The sequence below is a fragment of the Enterobacter sp. E14S genome (assembly GCF_055666685.1).
The window spans coordinates 251,988-272,434 of the sequence record NZ_JBVODQ010000004.1 but is presented as its reverse complement, the minus strand read 5'-3'; the positions used below and the strand labels follow the sequence as shown (position 1 = coordinate 272,434).

16 protein-coding genes, 2 tRNA genes and 1 pseudogene are annotated in these 20,447 nt (G+C 56.3%); 15 read left to right on the top strand and 4 right to left on the bottom strand.

The genetic code is table 11. The features are described from left to right. Nucleotides 1-37: 37 nt before the first annotated feature. The 3 genes from mscM to rsgA all read right to left on the bottom strand — a co-directional run bounded on the left by mscM (nucleotide 38) and on the right by rsgA (nucleotide 5,499). Nucleotides 38-3,361, bottom strand: coding sequence for a miniconductance mechanosensitive channel MscM (mscM, locus tag ACZ6J2_RS12310; protein WP_039261016.1), 3,324 nt, complete (start codon nucleotides 3,359-3,361; stop codon nucleotides 38-40). A gap of 19 nt (nucleotides 3,362-3,380) precedes the next feature. Then, nucleotides 3,381-4,349 carry an archaetidylserine decarboxylase gene (gene asd, locus ACZ6J2_RS12305; protein WP_471725833.1) on the bottom strand — a complete coding sequence of 323 codons (969 nt, stop codon included), beginning with the start codon at nucleotides 4,347-4,349 and terminating at the stop codon, nucleotides 3,381-3,383. 97 nt (nucleotides 4,350-4,446) lie between these two features. Continuing rightward, complete coding sequence (gene rsgA, locus ACZ6J2_RS12300; RefSeq protein ID WP_023334242.1) at nucleotides 4,447-5,499, bottom strand: small ribosomal subunit biogenesis GTPase RsgA; 1,053 nt, start codon at nucleotides 5,497-5,499, stop codon at nucleotides 4,447-4,449. A 107-nt stretch (nucleotides 5,500-5,606) separates the two neighbouring features. Here rsgA and orn point away from each other — a divergent pair, with 107 nt between their 5' ends. The 3 genes from orn (at nucleotide 5,607) to ACZ6J2_RS12285 (ending at nucleotide 6,536) form a co-directional block, all read left to right on the top strand. Next, nucleotides 5,607-6,152 carry an oligoribonuclease gene (orn, locus tag ACZ6J2_RS12295; RefSeq protein WP_023310130.1) on the top strand — a complete coding sequence of 182 codons (546 nt, stop codon included), beginning with the start codon at nucleotides 5,607-5,609 and terminating at the stop codon, nucleotides 6,150-6,152. Between the two features lie 196 nt (nucleotides 6,153-6,348). Then, nucleotides 6,349-6,424, top strand: a tRNA-Gly gene (locus ACZ6J2_RS12290). Between the two features lie 36 nt (nucleotides 6,425-6,460). Further along, nucleotides 6,461-6,536 (top strand) — tRNA-Gly (locus ACZ6J2_RS12285). 270 nt (nucleotides 6,537-6,806) lie between these two features. Here ACZ6J2_RS12285 and queG read toward each other — a convergent pair. Further along, nucleotides 6,807-7,946, bottom strand: coding sequence for a tRNA epoxyqueuosine(34) reductase QueG (gene queG / locus ACZ6J2_RS12280; protein WP_047646475.1), 1,140 nt, complete (start codon nucleotides 7,944-7,946; stop codon nucleotides 6,807-6,809). Here queG and nnr point away from each other — a divergent pair. From nnr to nsrR, 12 genes and pseudogenes are all read left to right on the top strand, one after another. Further along, nucleotides 7,945-9,468 carry a bifunctional ADP-dependent NAD(P)H-hydrate dehydratase/NAD(P)H-hydrate epimerase gene (gene nnr, locus ACZ6J2_RS12275; protein ID WP_471725832.1) on the top strand — a complete coding sequence of 508 codons (1,524 nt, stop codon included), beginning with the start codon at nucleotides 7,945-7,947 and terminating at the stop codon, nucleotides 9,466-9,468. The genes queG and nnr overlap by 2 nt on opposite strands. Then, a complete protein-coding gene (gene tsaE, locus ACZ6J2_RS12270; protein ID WP_013095283.1) occupies nucleotides 9,461-9,922 on the top strand; it encodes a tRNA (adenosine(37)-N6)-threonylcarbamoyltransferase complex ATPase subunit type 1 TsaE in 462 nt (153 codons plus the stop codon). Before nnr ends, tsaE begins: the two co-directional genes overlap by 8 nt. 16 nt (nucleotides 9,923-9,938) lie before the next feature. Then, nucleotides 9,939-11,278: pseudogene (amiB, locus tag ACZ6J2_RS12265) on the top strand (N-acetylmuramoyl-L-alanine amidase AmiB). A 9-nt stretch (nucleotides 11,279-11,287) separates the two neighbouring features. Next, the gene (gene mutL / locus ACZ6J2_RS12260; protein ID WP_471725830.1) at nucleotides 11,288-13,132 is read left to right on the top strand and encodes a DNA mismatch repair endonuclease MutL; all 1,845 of its coding nucleotides are present in this window, start codon (nucleotides 11,288-11,290) and stop codon (nucleotides 13,130-13,132) included. Next, the gene (miaA, locus tag ACZ6J2_RS12255; RefSeq protein WP_023310135.1) at nucleotides 13,125-14,075 is read left to right on the top strand and encodes a tRNA (adenosine(37)-N6)-dimethylallyltransferase MiaA; all 951 of its coding nucleotides are present in this window, start codon (nucleotides 13,125-13,127) and stop codon (nucleotides 14,073-14,075) included. The genes mutL and miaA overlap by 8 nt, the downstream gene beginning before the upstream one ends. Before the next feature lie 85 nt (nucleotides 14,076-14,160). Next, complete coding sequence (hfq, locus tag ACZ6J2_RS12250; protein WP_023334248.1) at nucleotides 14,161-14,472, top strand: RNA chaperone Hfq; 312 nt, start codon at nucleotides 14,161-14,163, stop codon at nucleotides 14,470-14,472. Between the two features lie 74 nt (nucleotides 14,473-14,546). Beyond that, nucleotides 14,547-15,827, top strand: coding sequence for a ribosome rescue GTPase HflX (gene hflX / locus ACZ6J2_RS12245; RefSeq protein ID WP_023310136.1), 1,281 nt, complete (start codon nucleotides 14,547-14,549; stop codon nucleotides 15,825-15,827). 56 nt (nucleotides 15,828-15,883) lie between these two features. Further along, nucleotides 15,884-17,143, top strand: a complete 1,260-nt coding sequence (hflK, locus tag ACZ6J2_RS12240) for an FtsH protease activity modulator HflK (RefSeq protein WP_045402256.1) — start codon at nucleotides 15,884-15,886, stop codon at nucleotides 17,141-17,143. A 2-nt stretch (nucleotides 17,144-17,145) separates the two neighbouring features. After that, nucleotides 17,146-18,150, top strand: coding sequence for a protease modulator HflC (gene hflC, locus ACZ6J2_RS12235; RefSeq protein WP_471725829.1), 1,005 nt, complete (start codon nucleotides 17,146-17,148; stop codon nucleotides 18,148-18,150). A gap of 71 nt (nucleotides 18,151-18,221) precedes the next feature. Then, nucleotides 18,222-18,419 (top strand): DUF2065 domain-containing protein, encoded by a 198-nt coding sequence (locus tag ACZ6J2_RS12230; RefSeq protein ID WP_003855996.1) that lies wholly within the window; start codon nucleotides 18,222-18,224, stop codon nucleotides 18,417-18,419. A 104-nt stretch (nucleotides 18,420-18,523) separates the two neighbouring features. After that, nucleotides 18,524-19,822: an adenylosuccinate synthase gene (locus tag ACZ6J2_RS12225; protein WP_024907332.1), complete on the top strand. Its 1,299-nt coding sequence runs from the start codon at nucleotides 18,524-18,526 to the stop codon at nucleotides 19,820-19,822. A 192-nt stretch (nucleotides 19,823-20,014) separates the two neighbouring features. After that, the gene (gene nsrR / locus ACZ6J2_RS12220) at nucleotides 20,015-20,440 is read left to right on the top strand and encodes a nitric oxide-sensing transcriptional repressor NsrR (RefSeq protein ID WP_023334253.1); all 426 of its coding nucleotides are present in this window, start codon (nucleotides 20,015-20,017) and stop codon (nucleotides 20,438-20,440) included. Nucleotides 20,441-20,447: the final 7 nt, after the last annotated feature.

The following is a 20,447-nucleotide window of genomic DNA, read 5'->3' as shown; positions in this document are numbered from 1 at the left end:
TTTACCCTCTCCGCGGGAGAGGGTTGCACCGCTTATCTTACAAACTTCCCGCCGGGCGCGTACGCGCCGCTGACGTCAGCGTTCTTCCCGTCTTACGCCCGTCCAGGCTTTCGAGACGCATCTGGAACGGTGGGAACGGCATATCAATACCGTGCTCGCGGAAGCCCGCCAGAATCAGCTGGTGGATCTCATGGCGCAGCGGCATACGGTGTCCCATTTCGGCGGCGTAGATACGCAGCTCGAAAATCTGGATCCCCTGCTGTAAATCCACAAGGAATACTTCCGGCGCCGGGTTGTCGATTACCAGCGAACAGCGCTCAGCGGCAGTGTAGAGGATCTGGGTGACCTCTTCGCTGTTGGCGTCCGACGGCGCCGGTACCGTCAGCACCACGCGGGTAACGGAGTCTGACAGCGACCAGTTGATGAACTGCTCGGTGATAAACGCCTTGTTTGGCACGATGATCTCTTTGCGATCCCAGTCGCTGATCGTCGTCGCGCGGGTGTTGATCTTCGTGATGCTGCCGGTCAAATCGCGGATCGTTACGGTATCGCCAATACGGATCGGTTTTTCGAACAGAATGATCAGGCCAGAGATGAAGTTGGCGAAGATCTCCTGTAAACCAAAACCTAACCCTACACCAAGGGCCGCCACCAGCCACTGCAGCTTCGACCACTCAATACCGATCATTGAGAAGCCAACCAGCCCGCCAAACAGCATGATCAGATATTTGGTAATGGTCGTAATCGCATAGCCTGTACCCGGCGTTAAATCCAGATGCTGCAGCAGCGCAAGCTCCAGAAGCGCCGGGAAGTTGCGCACCAGCTGCGTGGTGATGATCAGCACCAGAATGGCAATCAGCACCGCCCCTAAGGTAATCGGCTCCAGGCTTTCAACGCCCTGCACCGTAGACGTCACGTCCCAGAGCGAGATGTTCTCCAGGAAGCCGAATGCGGAGTGGATCTCTGACCACAGGAAGATCACCGACAGGAGGGCAATCAGCATCAGGATGGAGCGAACCAGGCGCAGGGACTGGGTACTGATGGCATCCAGATCTAGTTCGACTTCGTCCGCTTCCGTTGTGCCTTCCGTACTGTTGACGTGGTTTGGCTCTTCTTCACCACGCGCGCGCTGGGCGAGGATCTCCGCCCGGCGATGCTTGGCACGATCGAAGGCCAGACGGCGGCGCTGGATCAGCATCCAGCGGCGGATCACGTGGTACACCACCAGCAGCAGGAACCAGATGGCCACCGAGGTTTCCAGTCGCGCCAGCAGCGCCTGCGCGGTTGCCAGATAGCCTACCGCGGCTGCCAGCATCGCAAACAGCGGCGCGCTAAGCAGCAGGTTCCAGAGCAGCCGGTTGAACATGTTTTCGCCGCTGCCGGATTTATCGAGATAGAGCGGAATACCCGCGCGTTTCAGGCTGAGCGTGACGATGGCCAGCGCCCCGCATATCAGCATAAAGCAGAGGCGGCCCAGCGAGCCTGAGAATTCCCGGTCGTTGAGATTATCGAACATGATCAGCGCCATAATCAGCGGCACAATCAGCCCGATGCTCATCAGGTAGTAACGCATGGCGCGCGCAACGCGATTACGCGGCCAGCCAAAGTGGGTGATAAACAGGCCATTGGGGCGCGCGAAGGTGGCGCAAATCATGACCACCCACAGCAGCGGCACCGTGGCGGTGACGCCATCGCCAATCGCGACCGCGAGCGGATAAGGCCAGGCTTCCCGCAGGCCATACCCCAGCGTCATCCACAGCACCGGCAGCGGAGAGGCGACAAGAATCGACCAGAATACGGTGCGCAACGTCAGCCAGAAGTGATCCTGGGTGACTTTCCCGACCCGGGAGCTGGAACGCTCCAGGAAGCGGGTGAAATGTCTGCGCGAGTAAATGCTGAAGCCCACCAGAATCAACGCCCCGAGCAGCGGGAAAATGGTTTCTTTGCTGGTAAACATCATCACGCTGGCCTGTCCCAGCTGGCTGACGGTGTCCAGCGAAATCAGGCGGCGCAGGTCCTGGACAATCTCAATCGGCCACGAGAAGGTCATCGGACGCACGTCGGACGTCCAGAAGAGATAACGGTGCGTAGCCTCGTTCACCTCTTTCAGCGCATCTTCCAGCTGGCTATTGGAGACTTTTAGCTTGGTCAGCTCCAGAATCAGCGTATCCCCGCCCTGGAGCAAAGAGTTCAGCAGCTCACGCTGGGTACGCAGCTGGGCTTCCAGAATACGGTTTTGCTCGCTGGTCAGGGGCTGGCCGTCAGCCTGACGGATCTGGCGGATTTGCGGCTGCTTATTGAGAAGATCTTCAAAGTGCAGGCGCTGAACGCGCAGCTGGGCCATCTCGGTATCCAGCTGCTGCGGCTTCGGCATTTCTGGCAGGCGCGCGACCTGGGCGCGTAACGCTTCGCCGAGAAGGTTTGATGACCCGAGCCACTGGGACTGCTCGCGCAGGGTGTTGAGCGCCTGGCGAACCTGCAGGGTTTGATTGGTCGCCTGACGCTGCTGCGAGGCAACCAGATCCATACGCTGCGCCTGCTGATTCAGCGCGGCAGAAAGCTCGCGGTTGACCCTGAATTGTTCGTTGATACCGGCAGGCAGGTTTTCGCTGTTTTCCGCCAGCAGTTCGGTGCTTTCCAGCGCGCGCTCCGCTTCACGCTGGCGCTGGCTGTTGAGCTGATTGCGCAGGGCCTGGAGATACGCATCCAGCTGCTCGCTCTGCTTCTGAGCGAGTTCAGAGCGCATCCGCGACAGCTCCTGGCGGTTATTGGCGGAAAGCTGCGCCAGCTCCAGCTCATCGACAAGGGCCTTCAGGCGAGCCGATTCTGCCTGCAGGCCCAGATTTTGGGCCTGAGCCTGTGGCGTATTGCCACTTTGCGTACCCACGCGACGCTCAACTTCATTAAGCTGGCGGCGGGCGTCGGTTTGCTGTTGCGGAAGCTGGCTGAGGGAGTCGGCGATTTCACGCGCTCGCTCCTGCTCCTGCTGGGCAAGGCGGCTCTTTTCCAGAAGCTGGCTGCTGACCTGCAGGATCTCCTGGTTCAGGGCGTCGGAGGTCATGCCTGCGGGCACGTCGCGCGGTTCGTCACGCAGATTATTGAGCTGCGCGCGCAGCGTCTGCGAGAGTTTGGGGAAGTTGTCGATAACCTGCTGATACTGCTGAGCGCGCTCAAGAGAGCCTTTCCGCTCCTCAAGCGCGTTCAGGGCAGCCTGGAGCGACTCGACGGTCTCTGGCTGAGCGGGTTTGGCCGCTTTTGCCTGCTCCAGTTCCTGGGTTATCTGTTTGGCGTCAGGGGCTGTCGCTGCGTACGCCCCCATGCTGAGGCACCAGGCCATCAGTAGAACGATAATCGGGCGCACGTCAGCGATCCTTCTGTTGTTAGCCTTCGTCTTTTTTGTCGTCAACCAGCGGGCTGGCGTCGTGCTCGGCGTTGATCTCTTCCTGCGGCAGCGGAGCAGGTTCTGCATCCGGCGTCACGAAGGTTTCGGTAGAGACCGCCAGCGGCTGGCCCAGCTTGGTAACCGACAGGCTTTCGAGCTGTTCAGCCAGCTTCACTTTGCCCGGCGCAAACAGGTTGATTACGGTGGAGCCCAGCTTGAAGCGACCCATCTCCTGACCTTTCAGCAGGGCCACAGAGCCTTCCGCTTCACCGGCAGGCCAGGTCCAGCGTTTGATCACGCCTTCGCGCGGTGGGGTGATGGTGCCGGCCCAGACGGTTTCGATGCTGCCTACGATGGTCGCACCGACCAGAATCTGTGCCATAGGGCCAAATTCAGTATCGAACAGACAGATGACGCGCTCGTTACGGGCAAACAGGTTCGGCACGTTCTGCGCGGTCAGGTGGTTTACGGAGAACAGGTCGCCCGGGACGTAAATCATTTCACGCAGGATACCGTTACACGGCATATGCACGCGATGGTAGTCGCGCGGTGACAGATAGGTGGTGGCAAACGTACCGTTGCGGAACAGATCCGCCATCAGGTAGTTACCCGCCAGCAGCGCTTCCAGACTGTAGTTATGGCCCTTCGCCTGCAGGATTTTGTCGTCTTCGATGCTACCCAACTGGCTGATCACGCCGTCTGCCGGCATCACCAGGACGTTAGGGTCGGTGTTCAGCGGGCGCACTTCGTCACGCAGCGGGCGTACGAAGAACTCGTTGAAGGTGCGGTAGCTGGCGGTATCCGGCTTCTGCGCCTCTTTCATGTCGACCTTGTAATATTCTACGAAAAGGTCGATGACCAGTTTGGTCAGCCAGCCCGCGCGTTTGCTTGCGCCCCAGCCCGCCAGGCGAGTGAGCCACAGTTTTGGCAGAATGTATTGAAGCGAAAGTTTAAATGCGTTTAACAAGGTAGCCTCCAGGCCATTGTTTTGTCGTTCCTGATCCGGCGTCAAGCCGCCGGAACCTGAAAAAAGGGGACGATTTTAGCGATGCTTAGCTTAGTTGTCAGTTATCAGAATCAGAAAAGTTTTTACGCGTTTTTACGTCTTCCATGCTCTCAAGAATACGGTGGTAATTCTCGAAGCGGGTTTCCGCGATCTCGCCTTTCTCAACCGCTTCACGGATAGCGCAGCCAGGGTCGTTATCGTGTTTACAGTCGCGGTATTTACAAGCGCCTAAATAATCATGGAATTCGACAAATCCGTTAAAGATTTGTTCCGGCTCAAGGTGCCATAAACCGAACTCACGCACCCCCGGGGAGTCGATCACGTCGCCGCCGTGCGGGAAATGATACAGACGCGAGGCGGTGGTGGTGTGCTGGCCCAGTCCAGAGACGTTGGACACATCGTTGGTCAGGATCTCTTGCTGGAGGCCAAGCAGGTTGTTCAGCAGGCTCGATTTACCTACGCCGGACTGGCCCGCAAAGATGCTGATGCGGTCAGTCAGCGCCTCTTCCAGCGGTTTAAGGCCATCTTTGGTGTGGCTGGAGACCATCAGCACGCGGTAACCAATCTTGCGGTAGATATCCATCTGCTCATTCACGAAGGCCATGCCGTCGTCATCCAGCAGATCGATTTTGTTCAACACGATAATCGGTTCAACCTGCAGCGTTTCGCAGGCGACGAGGTATCGGTCGATAATGTTGAGCGAAAGTTCGGGCAAAATCGCCGATACGATAACAATCTGGTTAATGTTGGCAGCAATGGGTTTGACCCCATCGTAGAAATCGGGACGGGTTAACACGGACGTGCGCTCATGAACCGCTTCAACGATACCTTTTACCGTAACGCCTTCCGCCGCCTCTTTACCCGGTCGCCAGACCACGCGATCGCCGGTAACCAGTGAACGGATGGTGCGACGGATATTACAACGGTGGATATCCCCGTCGGCGGATTCGACATCGGCATGCATACCGAAACGGCTGATGACTACGCCTTCTGTCGCTTCACCAAACAGGTTGTCGTCATAATCCGGCTTCTCCGAAGTGGTTTTAAGACGGCGCTGGTGGTTGGCGTTTACGCGGCGCTGCTGCCCTTTGGAGAGTTTATTTTTACTCAATCGCGCTGGCTCCTGGTCGCCCGTAAGGGGCAAAACCTCTATGATACACTCTAATTAATACTAGTTAACCTGCTACTGCCGGTTATGCGAGAAGGGTGGAAAATAACATGAGCGCGGATGAAAACAACCTGATTTGGATCGATCTCGAAATGACCGGGCTGGATCCCGAGCGCGATCGCATCATTGAAATTGCAACGCTGGTGACGGACGCTAACCTGAATATCCTGGCTGAAGGGCCAACGATCGCGGTGCATCAGTCCGACGACCAGCTGGCTTTGATGGATGAATGGAACGTGCGCACCCACACCGGCAGTGGCCTGGTGGAGCGCGTGAAGGCGAGCACGTTCGGCGATCGCGAGGCGGAGCTGGCGACGCTTGAGTTCCTGAAACAGTGGGTTCCGGCAGGCAAATCGCCTATCTGTGGGAATAGCATCGGCCAGGATCGCCGTTTCTTGTTTAAGTACATGCCGGAGCTGGAGTCATATTTCCACTACCGCTATCTGGATGTCAGCACCCTGAAAGAGCTGGCGCGTCGCTGGAAGCCTGAAATCCTCGACGGCTTTAAAAAGCAGGGGACTCACCAGGCGATGGACGATATCCGTGAGTCTGTGGCGGAGCTTTCCTACTACCGCGAAAACTTTATTAAGCTGTGATTTTGCGATCCGGCGCCTTGCGTGGCCGGGTTTTTGTCGTTAAATTGTTCAGCTTGCCGATTAATTAAGCATTTGAACTTAATTTCGAAAAAATCGCTTTAAGGGGGGTTGCAGCTAAAAGGATTTCTCGTATAATGCGCCTCCCGTAACGACAGAGAATTACACGTTACGACAGCAACAAAAGCAGTGCAGATTTGCGGGAATAGCTCAGTTGGTAGAGCACGACCTTGCCAAGGTCGGGGTCGCGAGTTCGAGTCTCGTTTCCCGCTCCAAAATTTGAAAGTGCTTCTAAAGCACGGACCACCCAAGCGGGAATAGCTCAGTTGGTAGAGCACGACCTTGCCAAGGTCGGGGTCGCGAGTTCGAGTCTCGTTTCCCGCTCCAAATTCTTCTTAATCTCTAAAATATCCACAGCGAAAAGAGTCGTTGGGGACGTTTTCTATTGCCTCTGAAATACTCTTGTGAACAGAGTTATCCACAGAAACTACGCTTAACCGTAACAGGGTTAAAACTTAGCAGGGTGAATAATATCTTTGCAACTCACTGTATTTAGTAGATAAATTTTCATTTCAAAATGTTATTGAGATCACTTGACCTTTTCCCCAGCCCAGATGGCGCTTGAGTTTGTAATTTTATTCACAGGCTGTGAATAGTTCAGGCATCCCTCGGAAGCCCTTTTTCAATCACCCGCACCAGACGCTGTTTCTTCGGTAGCTGCACCTCGATCGTGCAGGCATTACGCTTCTCTATTTGCTGCGCAATCGCCCATTCTATGTGCTCATCAAGAAGTGGGTGCTCACCTCTACGGCTTTCAAGCGCCCGAATATTGGCTTCATCCCACGGGGCATTACCCAGCGCGACGGCAACATTACGCAGCCAGCGCAGATGACCGATACGGCGAATGGCCGAACCTTCCGTCACTTTCAGGAACCAGGCTTCGGTCCAGGCGAATAGCTCAACGAGCTGCGGCGCATGCAGCGCCTTACGCGGGCTGAAATCCTCTTCGTCCGTGAGCTGCGAATAGCGGTTCCACGGGCAGATCAGCTGGCAGTCGTCGCAGCCGTAGATGCGGTTGCCAATAAGCGGTCGAAATTCCTCTGGAATGGCTCCTTCCAGTTCAATAGTGAGGTAGGAGATGCAGCGGCGCGCATCAACGGTGTAAGGCTCGACGATGGCACCCGTCGGACAAATGGTCATGCAGGCCACGCAGCGGCCGCAGCCTTCCTCTACCGGGCCGTCTACCGGCAGCGGTAAATCAATCAGCAGTTCACCCAGGAAGAAGAACGAACCGGCGTCGCGGCTGAGGATAAGTGAGTGCTTACCTGTCCAGCCAAGCCCGGCTTTTTCGGCGATCGGGCGCTCAAGAATAGGCGCAGAATCGACAAAGGGTCTAAAATTCAGCGAAACACAGTGCTGCTGAATAGTTTCCCCGAGTTTTTTTAAACGGTTACGCAAGAGCTTATGGTAATCACGTCCCAGGGCGTACCGGCTGACGTAACCCAGAGAGGGATTTTTTAGCGTGCGCGCAAAGGCCGCGTTGGCGGGGAGATAGTTCATGCGCACGCTGATGACGCGTAATGTGCCCGGCAAAAGCTCGTGAGGGCGGGCGCGCATCATGCCATGACGCGCCATCCATTCCATTTCGCCGTGGTATTGTTTGTCCAGCCAGGCCTGCAGTTTTGGCTCGCTGGCGGAGAGGTCGGTATCGGTAATGCCCACCTTCTGGAAGCCAAGCTCAGCACCCCACTGTTTTATTTTTTGCGCTAATTCATTGAGATCGAGGGGCTGTGACATGACGGACCATACGGTGAAGAAAAACCCCGCAAGTATACCACATTCCATCTGGCATGCGGATGACCTCCGGCGCGCCGAAAAAGAGGCCGCAGACAGCCTCGGGATTACCCTTTATGAACTGATGCTGCGTGCGGGTGAGGCGGCGTTTAACGTTGCCCGCAGCGCGTACCCGCAGGCCGCCCACTGGCTGATTCTGTGCGGTCACGGCAATAACGGCGGCGACGGCTACGTTGTCGCCCGTTTGGCGGTTGCGGCAGGTATCCGCGTGACGTTGCTGGCCCTGGAGAGCGATAAACCTCTGCCGGAAGAGGCCGATGCGGCGCGGGAGGCGTGGCTTAACGCAGGCGGTGTGATTCATGCGCCTGATATCGTCTGGCCGGAAGAGGTGGATCTGATTGTTGACGGTCTGTTGGGTACCGGGCTACGCAGTGCGCCTCGCGACAACATTGCCGCCCTTATTGAACATGCTAACAGACATTCCGCGCCGGTAGTTGCCCTGGATATTCCCTCTGGCCTGATTGCACAAACCGGCGCGACGCCGGGAGCGGTCATTGAGGCTGCACATACGGTGACCTTCATCGCCCTCAAGCCGGGGCTACTGACCGGTAAAGCACGAGACGTCGTTGGCGTTTTGCACCACCATGCGCTGGGGCTGGAGAGCTGGCTGTCCGGGCAGGAAACGCACCTGGCGCGTTTTGATGCGTCGCAGCTTGCAGTGTGGCTCCCGCCGCGCCGACCAACGTCCCATAAGGGCGATCACGGCAGGCTGGTGATTATTGGCGGCGATCATGGTACGGCAGGTGCGATTCGCATGACCGGCGAAGCGGCTCTGCGCAGCGGTGCCGGATTAGTGCGAGTACTCACTCGCATTGAGAATATAGCGCCGATCGTTACGGCCCGACCGGAGCTGATGGTCCATGAGCTTACGCCTCAGGCGCTTGAAGAAAGTCTGGAATGGGCGGACGTGGTGGCGATCGGCCCCGGGCTCGGGCAGCAGGCATGGGGTAAACAGGCCCTGCAAAAGGTCGAGAATTTTCGTAAACCGATGCTGTGGGATGCCGACGCGCTTAACCTTCTGGCAATAAACCCCGATAAGCGTCACAATCGCATTCTGACGCCACACCCCGGCGAAGCCGCGCGCCTGCTTAACTGCAGCGTGGCAGAAATTGAAAGCGATCGCTTACTTTCTGCTCAGCGTCTGGTAAAACGTTACGGAGGTGTTGCTGTTTTGAAAGGGGCTGGAACCGTTGTCGCCAGTGACGAGACGCAGGGCATTATTGATGCCGGAAATGCGGGCATGGCAAGCGGCGGCATGGGCGATGTGCTTTCCGGCATCATTGGCGCATTGCTTGGACAGAAACTTCCCCTTTATGATGCAGCCTGCGCGGGCTGCGTAGCCCACGGTGTCGCGGCAGATAAACTGGCCGCGCGTTACGGTACACGCGGCATGCTGGCCACCGATCTTTTTTGCACGCTGCGGCGTGTTGTTAACCCGGATGTGATTGACGTAGAAAATGACTAATCGAGCGATTCCTTTACCTGATGAACAAGCCACTTTAGAACTCGGCAAGCGCGTGGCGCAGGCCTGTCAGGGGGCAACCGTCATTTATCTGTATGGTGATTTAGGTGCGGGTAAAACCACCTTCAGCCGGGGTTTTTTGCAGGCGTTAGGGCATAACGGGAATGTGAAAAGCCCAACCTACACGCTTGTAGAACCGTACACCCTTGAAAATCTCATGGTGTACCACTTCGATTTATACCGCCTTGCGGATCCTGAGGAGCTGGAATTTATGGGGATCCGTGATTATTTTGCCAACGACGCCATTTGCCTGGTGGAGTGGCCGCAACAAGGTGCGGGTGTGCTGCCTGACCCGGATGTCGAAATTCACTTAGATTACCAGGCACAAGGGCGTGAGGCGCGCATCAGTGCTGTTTCCTCATCAGGCAGTTCCTTACTGGCGCGACTGGCCGGTTAAGCGTAGGGATGACGGGATGATAAATCGCGTTAAAGGTTGGTTGTTGGCTGCCACCGTGCTGCTGTGCGCGCAGGCCGGGGCGGCAAACCTCTCAGATATTCAGGTATCAAACGGCGAAAGCCAGGCCCGGATCACGTTCAGCTTTATGGGCGACCCTGAATATGCGTTCTCACAGCCAGACAGCCACAGCGTGGCGCTGGATATCAAACAAACAGGCGTGATCCAGGGGCTACCGCTGCGGTTCAGCGGCAACAACCTGGTAAAAAGTATCCGTTCGGGAACGCCGCAGGATAGCCAGTCGTTACGCCTGGTGGTCGATCTGACCGAAAAGGGCAAAACGAAGGCGGTGAAGCAGCAAAACGGGGCGAACTATACGGTGGTGTTTACCATCAATGCCGACGCGCCGCCACCGCCTCCACCGCCGCCGGTCGTAGCGAAGCGCGTGGAAGAACCGGTGTATACGCCGCGTCCTTCTGAACCTGCGCGTAATCCGTTTAAATCGCAGAACGATCGCATTACTGCGGCAACCAGCAGCAATACGGTGACGCGTCCTGCGGCCAGCGCGCGACGCGCGACGTCAGCGGTGACAAAGTGATTATCGCCATTGATGCGGGCCACGGCGGGGAAGACCCGGGGGCGATTGGCCCCGGCGGCACGCGAGAGAAAAACGTCACTATCGCTATCGCGCGTAAACTGCGTTCGCTGCTCAATGACGACCCGATGTTTAAAGGCGTATTGACCCGCGACGGGGATTACTTTATCTCCGTAATGGGGCGCTCGGACGTGGCGCGTAAGCAAAACGCAAACTTCCTGGTCTCTATTCATGCGGACGCCGCACCGAATCGTAGCGCGACCGGCGCCTCGGTTTGGGTGCTGTCGAACCGTCGCGCTAACAGCGAAATGGCCAACTGGCTGGAAGAGCACGAGAAGCAGTCTGAACTGTTAGGCGGCGCGGGCGACGTGCTGGCGAACAGCCAGTCCGATCCGTACCTCAGCCAGGCGGTGCTGGATTTACAGTTCGGTCATTCGCAGCGCGTCGGGTATGATGTCGCCACTAACGTATTGAACCAGCTGCAAAGCGTTGGCGTGCTGCATAAGCGCCGTCCGGAACATGCCAGCCTCGGCGTTCTGCGCTCGCCAGATATCCCGTCCATCCTTGTGGAGACGGGCTTTATCAGTAACAACGGTGAAGAGCGTCTGTTGGGAAGCGACAGTTACCAGCAGCAAATTGCCGAAGCGATTTATAACGGTTTACGTAAATATTTTGAGGCGCATCCTCTGCAGTCTGCGCCGCAGAGCGGCTCAGCACAGACGGCCAGCGCAGCGCTGCCGGGTGAGATGACCGCGACCAACTAAGGAGCATTCATGCCGATTCAGGTTCTACCGCCGCAGCTCGCGAACCAAATCGCCGCCGGTGAGGTGGTGGAACGCCCTGCGTCGGTGGTGAAGGAACTAGTGGAAAACAGCCTCGATGCGGGCGCAACCCGCATCGATATTGATATCGAACGCGGTGGCGCGAAGCTTATCCGCATTCGCGACAACGGCTGCGGCATTAAAAAAGAGGAGCTGGCGCTGGCGCTGGCTCGTCACGCCACCAGTAAAATCGCTTCTCTGGACGATCTGGAAGCGATTATTAGCCTCGGTTTTCGCGGCGAAGCGCTGGCCAGTATCAGCTCCGTTTCGCGCTTAACGCTGACTTCCCGTACCGCTGAACAGCAGGAAGCCTGGCAGGCTTACGCTGAAGGGCGCGATATGGATGTGACGGTCAAACCCGCGGCGCACCCTGTCGGCACGACGCTGGAAGTCCTGGATCTGTTCTACAACACCCCCGCCCGACGCAAGTTTATGCGTACCGAGAAGACCGAGTTCGGCCATATCGACGAGATCATTCGCCGTATTGCGCTCGCCCGATTCGATGTCGCCATCAACCTCAGCCATAACGGTAAGGTGATGCGCCAGTACCGCGCGGTGGCGGAAGGTGGACAGAAAGAGCGTCGCCTGGGCGCTATCTGCGGGACGCCGTTTCTGGAACAGGCTCTGGCCATTGAGTGGCAGCACGGCGATCTGGCTTTACGCGGCTGGGTTGCCGATCCAAACGCGAGCAGTGCTGCGTTCTCTGAAATTCAGTATTGCTACGTGAACGGGCGCATGATGCGCGATCGTCTCATCAATCACGCGATTCGCCAGGCCTGCGAAGACAAACTCGGGGCCGATCAGCAGCCAGCTTTCGTCCTTTATCTGGAAATCGACCCCCATCAGGTGGATGTAAACGTTCATCCTGCCAAGCATGAGGTGCGTTTCCACCAGTCGCGTCTGGTTCACGACTTCATTTATCAGGGCGTGGCCGCCGTGTTGCAGCAGCAGGCAGAGCCAACGCTGCCGCTGGAAAACGACACTCCTGCGCCGCGTCCTCTGCCGGAAAACCGTGTGGCGGCGGGCCGCAATCATTTTGCTGAACCTGCCGTCGCGCGTGAACTGGAGGCCCCGCGTTTCTCCCCGACCGGGAGCGCACCGCGGCCAACGGGCGCGAACTACCCGAATGCCCAGCCGGGCTATCAGAAGCAGCAGGGAGCGTTGTACCGCAAGCTGCTGGAAACGCCAGCCGTGGAGCGTAAAGAGCACATTCCGCCCGCTCAGCCTTCTCTGGACGGGCATAGCCAGAGTTTTGGCCGGGTGCTGACGATTATCGCGCCCGATATGGCGCTGCTTGAACGTGACGGCAAACTGATGCTTCTGGCCCTGCCGGTCGCCGAACGCTGGCTCAAGCAGGTGCAGCTTACGCCAGGCGAAAATGCAGCCTGCGCGCAGCCGCTGTTGATTCCGGTTCGCCTGAAAATATCCCCTGATGAAACGAGGGTATTGCAGCGCGCAGAGCCGCAGCTGGCGCAAATGGGTATTGAAACTGTGCTCGAACCACAACATGTGACAATTCGTGCAGTGCCTTTACCCTTACGCCAACAAAATTTACAAAACTTGATTCCTGAACTGATAGGCTACCTGGCGCAGCAAACGTCGTTTGATGCCGCCAACACCGCGCAGTGGATCGCCCGCCATCTGGCAAGCGAACACGCGCCGTGGAGTATGGCGCAGGCCATTAGCGTGCTGGCGGAGGTGGAACGCCTCTGTCCGCATCTGGTGAAAACGCCGCCGGGTGGGTTATTACAACCTGTTGATTTACAAACGGCGATGAATGCCCTGAAACATGATTGACGCAAGTAAGGCGAGCCTGCCTAAGGCAATTTTTTTAATGGGCCCAACGGCCTCCGGCAAAACGGCGCTAGCCATTGAGTTGCGTAAAGTTTTGCCTGTAGAGTTGATTAGCGTCGACTCCGCCCTCATCTACCGAGGGATGGACATCGGCACGGCGAAGCCTGACGCAGAAGAGTTGCGTGCGGCACCGCACCGTTTGCTGGATATTCTCGACCCGGCTCAGGCGTACTCCGCAGCGGATTTCCGCAGGGATGCCTTAGCCGAGATGGCCGAGATAACGGCGGCGGGACGTATACCGCTGTTGGTTGGCGGAACCATGCTCTATTTCAAGGCGTTGCTGGAGGGGTTGTCACCTCTGCCATCCGCGGATCCGGAAATAAGAGCGAAAATTGAGCAGCAGGCGGCAGAGCAGGGTTGGGACGTTTTGCATCAGCAACTGGCGGAGATTGACCCGGTTGCTGCAGCACGGATCCATCCAAATGATCCGCAAAGGCTTTCCCGGGCACTGGAAGTTTTTTTCATTTCGGGTAAAACTTTAACGGAACTGACGCAAACGTCAGGAGACGCTCTGCCGTATCAGGTGCATCAGTTCGCCATCGCCCCGGCGAGCCGTGAACTGCTCCATCAGCGAATTGAGCAGCGTTTTCATCAGATGTTAGCTTCAGATTTTGAAGCAGAAGTGCGGGCGCTATTTGCCCGTGGAGATTTGCATACGGACATGCCTTCCATTCGTTGTGTGGGATACCGCCAGATGTGGTCGTATCTTGAAGGTGAAATTTCATACGATGAAATGGTTTATAGAGGTGTTTGCGCCACGAGACAGTTAGCGAAGCGCCAGATCACCTGGTTGCGCGGTTGGGAGGGTGTTCACTGGTTAGACAGTGAAAAACCGCAACAGGCGTTAAACGAAGTGATTGAGGTTGTTGGTGATATCGCTCACTGAATGTGTACAATTGAGACGTATCGTGCGCAATTTTTCAGAATCGCAAGGTTCTAAGTACAAAACAAGCATATAAGGAAAAGATAGAATGGCTAAGGGGCAATCTTTACAAGATCCGTTCCTGAACGCATTGCGTCGGGAACGTGTTCCAGTTTCTATTTATTTGGTGAATGGTATTAAGCTGCAAGGTCAGATTGAGTCTTTCGATCAGTTTGTGATTCTGTTGAAAAACACGGTCAGTCAGATGGTCTACAAGCACGCTATTTCTACTGTTGTTCCGTCCCGTCCGGTATCTCATCACAGCAATAACGCTGGCGGCGGCACTGGTAGTAACTACCATCATGGCAGCAGCGCGCAGGGTTCTTCAACGCCGGCGCAGGACAGCGACGAGACCGAATAAGGTTTCGCACTGTTATCCACACGGGGAGCCAGGGATCCTGCGTTCCCCGCTGATCTTTTTAGAGAGGTTTACGCTTGTTTGACCGTTATGACGCCGGTGAGCAGGCGGTGCTGGTACACATCTATTTTTCGCAAGACAAAGATATGGAAGACCTCCAGGAGTTTGAATCTCTGGTCTCTTCCGCCGGTGTCGAAGCAATGCAGGTGATTACCGGTAGCCGTAAAGCGCCGCACCCAAAGTATTTTGTTGGTGAAGGTAAAGCAGTCGAAATTGCGGATGCCGTAAAAGCAACCGGCGCGTCAGTCGTGTTGTTTGATCATGCGCTGTCTCCAGCCCAGGAGCGCAACCTGGAAGCCCTTTGCGAATGCCGTGTTATCGATCGTACGGGTTTGATTTTAGATATTTTTGCTCAGCGTGCACGTACCCACGAAGGGAAACTGCAGGTTGAGCTGGCGCAGCTGCGTCATCTGGCAACGCGTCTGGTGCGTGGCTGGACACACCTTGAAAGACAAAAAGGCGGGATTGGTTTGCGCGGCCCGGGTGAAACCCAGCTCGAAACCGACCGTCGTTTGCTGCGTGGCCGAATTACCCAGATCCTTTCACGTCTGGAACGTGTAGAGAAACAGCGTGAACAGGGGCGTCGGGCGCGAACCAAAGCCGACATCCCGACGGTGTCGCTGGTGGGCTATACCAACGCCGGTAAATCCACCCTGTTTAACCAGATAACCGAGGCCCAGGTGTATGCCGCAGACCAGCTGTTTGCGACCCTGGACCCTACGTTGCGCCGTATTGACGTTGCAGACGTTGGTGAAACGGTGCTGGCGGATACCGTAGGCTTTATCCGCCACCTGCCGCATGACCTGGTGGCGGCGTTTAAAGCCACCCTGCAGGAGACGCGACAGGCGACCCTGCTGCTGCACGTGATTGATGCGGCAGACGTGCGCGTGCAGGAGAACATCGACGCGGTGAACGTGGTGCTCGAAGAGATCGACGCCCACGAGATCCCAACGCTGTTGGTCATGAATAAGATCGATATGCTGGACGATTTCGAACCGCGTATCGACAGAGATGAAGAAAACAAACCGATTCGGGTCTGGCTTTCTGCCCAGACCGGTATTGGTGTGCCACTGCTTTTCCAGGCTTTGACAGAACGTCTTTCCGGTGAGGTAGCTCAGCACACGCTGCGACTGCCGCCACAGGAAGGCAGGCTGCGCAGCCGGTTTTATCAGCTTCAGGCGATAGAAAAAGAGTGGATGGAGGATGACGGCAGCGTGGGGATGCAGGTGCGTATGCCGATCGTTGACTGGCGTCGCCTCTGTAAACAAGAACCTGCGCTGGTCGACTATATCGTCTGATCAGAAAGGGGATGCCTGAATAATTCGCCCTTGCATAACAAATATGGAGCATATACATGGCGTGGAATCAGCCCGGTAATAACGGACAAGACCGCGACCCGTGGGGAAGCAGCAAACCTGGCGGCAACTCTGAGGGAAATGGCAACAAAGGTGGTCGCGAGCAGGGGCCGCCGGATCTGGATGATATCTTCCGCAAACTGAGCAAGAAGCTCGGTGGCCTTGGCGGAGGAAAAGGTTCTGGCTCGGGTGGCAATTCCACTCAGAGCTCGCGCCCGCCAATGGGTGGCCGCGTAGTGGGCATCGTGGCCGCTGCGGTAGTCATCATCTGGGCAGCCAGCGGGTTCTACACCATTAAAGAAGCAGAACGCGGCGTAGTCACCCGTTTCGGTAAGTTCAGCCATCTGGTTGAGCCGGGTCTGAACTGGAAGCCGACCTTCATTGATGACGTGACCGCGGTAAACGTGGAATCCGTCCGTGAACTGGCCGCCTCTGGCGTGATGCTGACCTCTGACGAAAACGTGGTGCGCGTTGAGATGAACGTGCAGTACCGCGTGACCGATCCTGAGCGTTATCTGTTTAGCGTGACCAGCGCCGATGACAGCCTGCGTCAGGCGACCGACAGCGCCCTGCGCGGTGTGATCGGTAAATACACCATGGACCGTATCCTGACCGAAGGTCGTACCGTTATTCGTAGCGATACCCAGCGCGAGCTGGAAGAGACCATTCGTCCGTACAACATGGGTATTACCCTTCTGGACGTCAACTTCCAGGCTGCGCGTCCGCCGGAAGAGGTGAAAGCCGCATTTGACGATGCGATTGCTGCCCGTGAAAACGAACAGCAGTACATCCGTGAAGCAGAAGCGTACACCAACGAAGTTCAGCCACGCGCTAACGGTCAGGCGCAGCGTATTCTGGAAGAAGCGCGCGCGTATAAGACGCAGACCATCCTGGAAGCTCAGGGTGAAGTGGCCCGCTTCGCGAAGATCCTGCCAGAATATAAAGCGGCACCGGAAATTACCCGTGAGCGTCTCTATATCGAGACCATGGAAAAAGTGCTGAGCCACACCCGCAAAGTGTTGGTTAACGACAATAAAGGCGGAAACCTGATGGTTCTGCCGCTGGATCAGATGCTGAAAGGCGGTTCTGCGCCAGCAGCGAAAGGCGACACCAGCGGAGCGAATAACCTGCTGCGTCTGCCGCCAGCCTCAACAGGCAGCGCCAGCACGAACACAACGCCTTCTTCGAACGATGGTGACATTATGGACCAACGCCGTGCTAACGCGCAGCGTAACGACTACCAGCGTCAGGGGGAATAAGGATGCGTAAGTCAGTTATTGCGATCGTCGTCATCGTACTGGTCGCGCTTTATACCTCGATCTTTGTGGTGAAAGAAGGCGAGCGTGGGATTAAGTTCCAGTTCAGCAGCGTCGTGCGTGATGGCGACAAACGCCCGGTGATTTACGAGCCGGGTCTGCACTTCAAGGTGCCGTTTATTCAGTCCGTGAAAACGCTTGATGCGCGTATCCAGACCATGGATAACCAGGCCGACCGTTTCGTGACCAAAGAGAAGAAAGACCTGATCGTTGATTCCTATATCAAATGGCGCATCAGCGATTTCAGCCGTTACTTCCTGGCAACGGGCGGCGGTGACGTTTCTCAGGCAGAAGTGCTGCTGAAACGTAAGTTCTCTGACCGCCTGCGTTCCGAGATTGGTCGTCTGGATGTGAAAGACATCGTGACCGACTCCCGTGGTCGTCTGACCCTGGAAGTACGCGATGCGCTAAACTCCGGTACAGCGGGCACTGAAGATGAAGTTTCAACGCCGGCAGCAGATGATGCGATTGCCAAAGCGGCTGAACGCGTTCAGGCGGAGACCAACGGTAAAGTGCCGGTGATCAACCCGAACAGTATGGCTGCGCTGGGTATCGAAGTGGTTGACGTGCGTATCAAGCAGATCAACCTGCCAGTTGAAGTGTCCGAGGCGATTTACAACCGTATGCGCGCCGAGCGTGAAGCGGTAGCCCGTCGTCACCGTTCACAGGGCCAGGAAGAGGCTGAGAAGCTGCGTGCTGCAGCGGACTACGAAGTCACCAAGACGCTGGCGGAATCTGAGCGCCAGGGCCGTATCCTGCGCGGTGAAGGCGATGCCGAAGCGGCGAAGCTGTTCGCGGATGCCTTCAGCCAGGATCCTGACTTCTACGCCTTTATCCGTAGCCTGCGCGCTTACGAGAATAGCTTCCAGAGCAACCAGGATGTGATGGTGCTCAGCCCGGACAGCGATTTCTTCCGTTATATGAAGACGCCGACTAACGCAACGCGATAAACTCAGGCCCGTTTGAGTATTCAAACCACCGCTCCCAACGGAGCGGTGGTTTTCTTTTATAAGGAATAAAAATGAATTCAACGATCTGGCTCGCACTGGCTTTGGTCCTTGTGCTGGAAGGTCTTGGACCGATGCTTTATCCGCGTGCCTGGCGCCGAATGATCGCCACGATGAGTCAGCTGCCGGATAATATTTTGCGTCGTTTTGGCGGCGGTCTTGTGGTTGCGGGCATCGTGATCTACTACATGTTGAGGAAAACGATTGGCTGATCAAAAAGTAGACGCAATCGGCGTATTTTGAGGTCAAAAAGTGCTGTATATCTGAAAAAGCGATGGTAGAATCCATTTTTAAGCAAACGGTGATTTTGAAAAAAATGGGTAACAACGTCGTCGTACTGGGCACCCAATGGGGTGACGAAGGTAAAGGGAAGATTGTTGATCTTCTGACTGAACGGGCTAAATATGTTGTACGCTACCAGGGCGGTCACAACGCAGGCCATACTCTCGTAATCAACGGTGAAAAAACCGTCCTCCATCTTATTCCATCAGGCATTCTTCGTGATAACGTCACCAGCATCATCGGTAACGGCGTTGTGCTGTCTCCTGCTGCGCTGATGAAAGAGATGAAAGGTCTGGAAGACCGTGGTATCCCTGTTCGTGAGCGTCTGCTGCTCTCCGAAGCCTGCCCGCTGATCCTGGATTATCACGTGGCGCTGGACGTAGCGCGTGAGAAAGCGCGCGGCGCGAAAGCGATCGGCACCACCGGTCGTGGTATCGGTCCGGCTTACGAAGATAAAGTTGCACGTCGCGGTCTGCGCGTGGGCGACCTCTTCGACAAAGCAACCTTCGCTGAAAAACTGAAAGAAGTGATGGAATATCACAACTTCCAGCTGGTGAACTTCTACAAAGCTGACGCTGTTGACTACCAGAAAGTGCTGGATGACGTCATGGCGATCGCTGACATTCTGACCGGTATGGTTGTTGATGTGTCCGATCTGCTGGACCAGGCGCGCAAGCGTGGCGATTTCGTCATGTTCGAAGGTGCGCAGGGTACGCTGCTGGACATCGACCACGGTACCTATCCGTACGTAACGTCCTCTAACACCACAGCAGGTGGCGTGGCGACCGGCTCTGGCCTGGGTCCACGCTATGTGGATTACGTACTGGGCATCATCAAAGCGTACTCCACTCGCGTGGGTGCGGGTCCATTCCCGACCGAGCTGTTTGATGAAACCGGCGAGTTCCTGTGCAAGCAGGGTAACGAGTTTGGCGCGACCACCGGTCGTCGTCGTCGTACCGGCTGGCTGGATGCGGTTGCAGTGCGTCGCGCAGTGCAGATCAACTCCCTGTCTGGCTTCTGCCTGACCAAGCTGGACGTACTGGACGGCCTGAAAGAAGTGAAAATCTGCGTAGGCTACCGTATGCCAGATGGCCGCGAAGTGACCACCACTCCGCTGGCTGCTGACGACTGGGAAGGCATTGAGCCAATCTACGAAACTATGCCGGGCTGGTCTGAGACCACTTTCGGTGTGAAAGAGCGTAGCGGCCTGCCGCAGGCGGCGCTGGATTACATCAAGCGTATTGAAGAACTGACCGAAGTGCCGATCGATATTATTTCTACCGGCCCGGATCGTACTGAAACGATGATCCTGCGCGACCCGTTCGACGCATAATCTTCGTGACTGCTGGCCTGCGGGGAGACCCGTAGGCCGGATAAGCGTAGCGCCATCCGGCGACCGCTCCTGGATCTCCGCTTTTTCGCCCCGTCTGTCAAATAAATTAGCCGCTAACTATCTGGCTGGTTTATCATCATTAATGAATATCTCTGCGGTTTGACCGCGTTTTCCCTTTTTCCTGAGGTTGATGTGCAGTTAACAAGTTTCACCGATTACGGCTTACGTGCGCTGATTTACATGGCGTCGTTACCCGAGGGGAAGATGACCAGTATCTCTGAAGTGACAGAGGTCTACGGCGTATCCCGTAATCATATGGTCAAAATAATCAATCAACTTAGTCGTGCCGGATACGTTGCTGCCGTCCGCGGGAAGAATGGTGGGATCCGTCTCGGTAAACCGGCACAGAGTATTCGTGTTGGCGATGTGGTACGTGAACTGGAGCCGCTTTCTCTGGTGAACTGCAGCAGCGAGTTCTGCCACATCACGCCCGCTTGCCGCCTGAAAAAGGCGCTTTCAAAGGCCGTGCAAAGTTTTCTCATGGAACTGGATAACTACACGCTGGCCGATTTGGTTGAAGAGAATCAACCGCTTTATAAATTATTGCTGGTGGAATGAAGAAAAT

Excerpts from the sequence above, each read along its gene's own strand:
- hflK (WP_045402256.1), top strand. The coding sequence starts at position 15,884 with ATGGCGTGGAATCAGCCCGGTAATAACGGACAAGACCGCGACCCGTGG.
- tsaE (WP_013095283.1), top strand. The coding sequence starts at position 9,461 with ATGACTAATCGAGCGATTCCTTTACCTGATGAACAAGCCACTTTAGAA.
- ACZ6J2_RS12225 (WP_024907332.1), top strand. The coding sequence starts at position 18,524 with ATGGGTAACAACGTCGTCGTACTGGGCACCCAATGGGGTGACGAAGGT.
- orn (WP_023310130.1), top strand. The coding sequence starts at position 5,607 with ATGAGCGCGGATGAAAACAACCTGATTTGGATCGATCTCGAAATGACC.
- miaA (WP_023310135.1), top strand. The coding sequence starts at position 13,125 with ATGATTGACGCAAGTAAGGCGAGCCTGCCTAAGGCAATTTTTTTAATG.
- nnr (WP_471725832.1), top strand. The coding sequence starts at position 7,945 with ATGACGGACCATACGGTGAAGAAAAACCCCGCAAGTATACCACATTCC.
- queG (WP_047646475.1), bottom strand. The coding sequence starts at position 7,946 with ATGTCACAGCCCCTCGATCTCAATGAATTAGCGCAAAAAATAAAACAG.
- mutL (WP_471725830.1), top strand. The coding sequence starts at position 11,288 with ATGCCGATTCAGGTTCTACCGCCGCAGCTCGCGAACCAAATCGCCGCC.
- hflC (WP_471725829.1), top strand. The coding sequence starts at position 17,146 with ATGCGTAAGTCAGTTATTGCGATCGTCGTCATCGTACTGGTCGCGCTT.
- ACZ6J2_RS12230 (WP_003855996.1), top strand. The coding sequence starts at position 18,222 with ATGAATTCAACGATCTGGCTCGCACTGGCTTTGGTCCTTGTGCTGGAA.
- hfq (WP_023334248.1), top strand. The coding sequence starts at position 14,161 with ATGGCTAAGGGGCAATCTTTACAAGATCCGTTCCTGAACGCATTGCGT.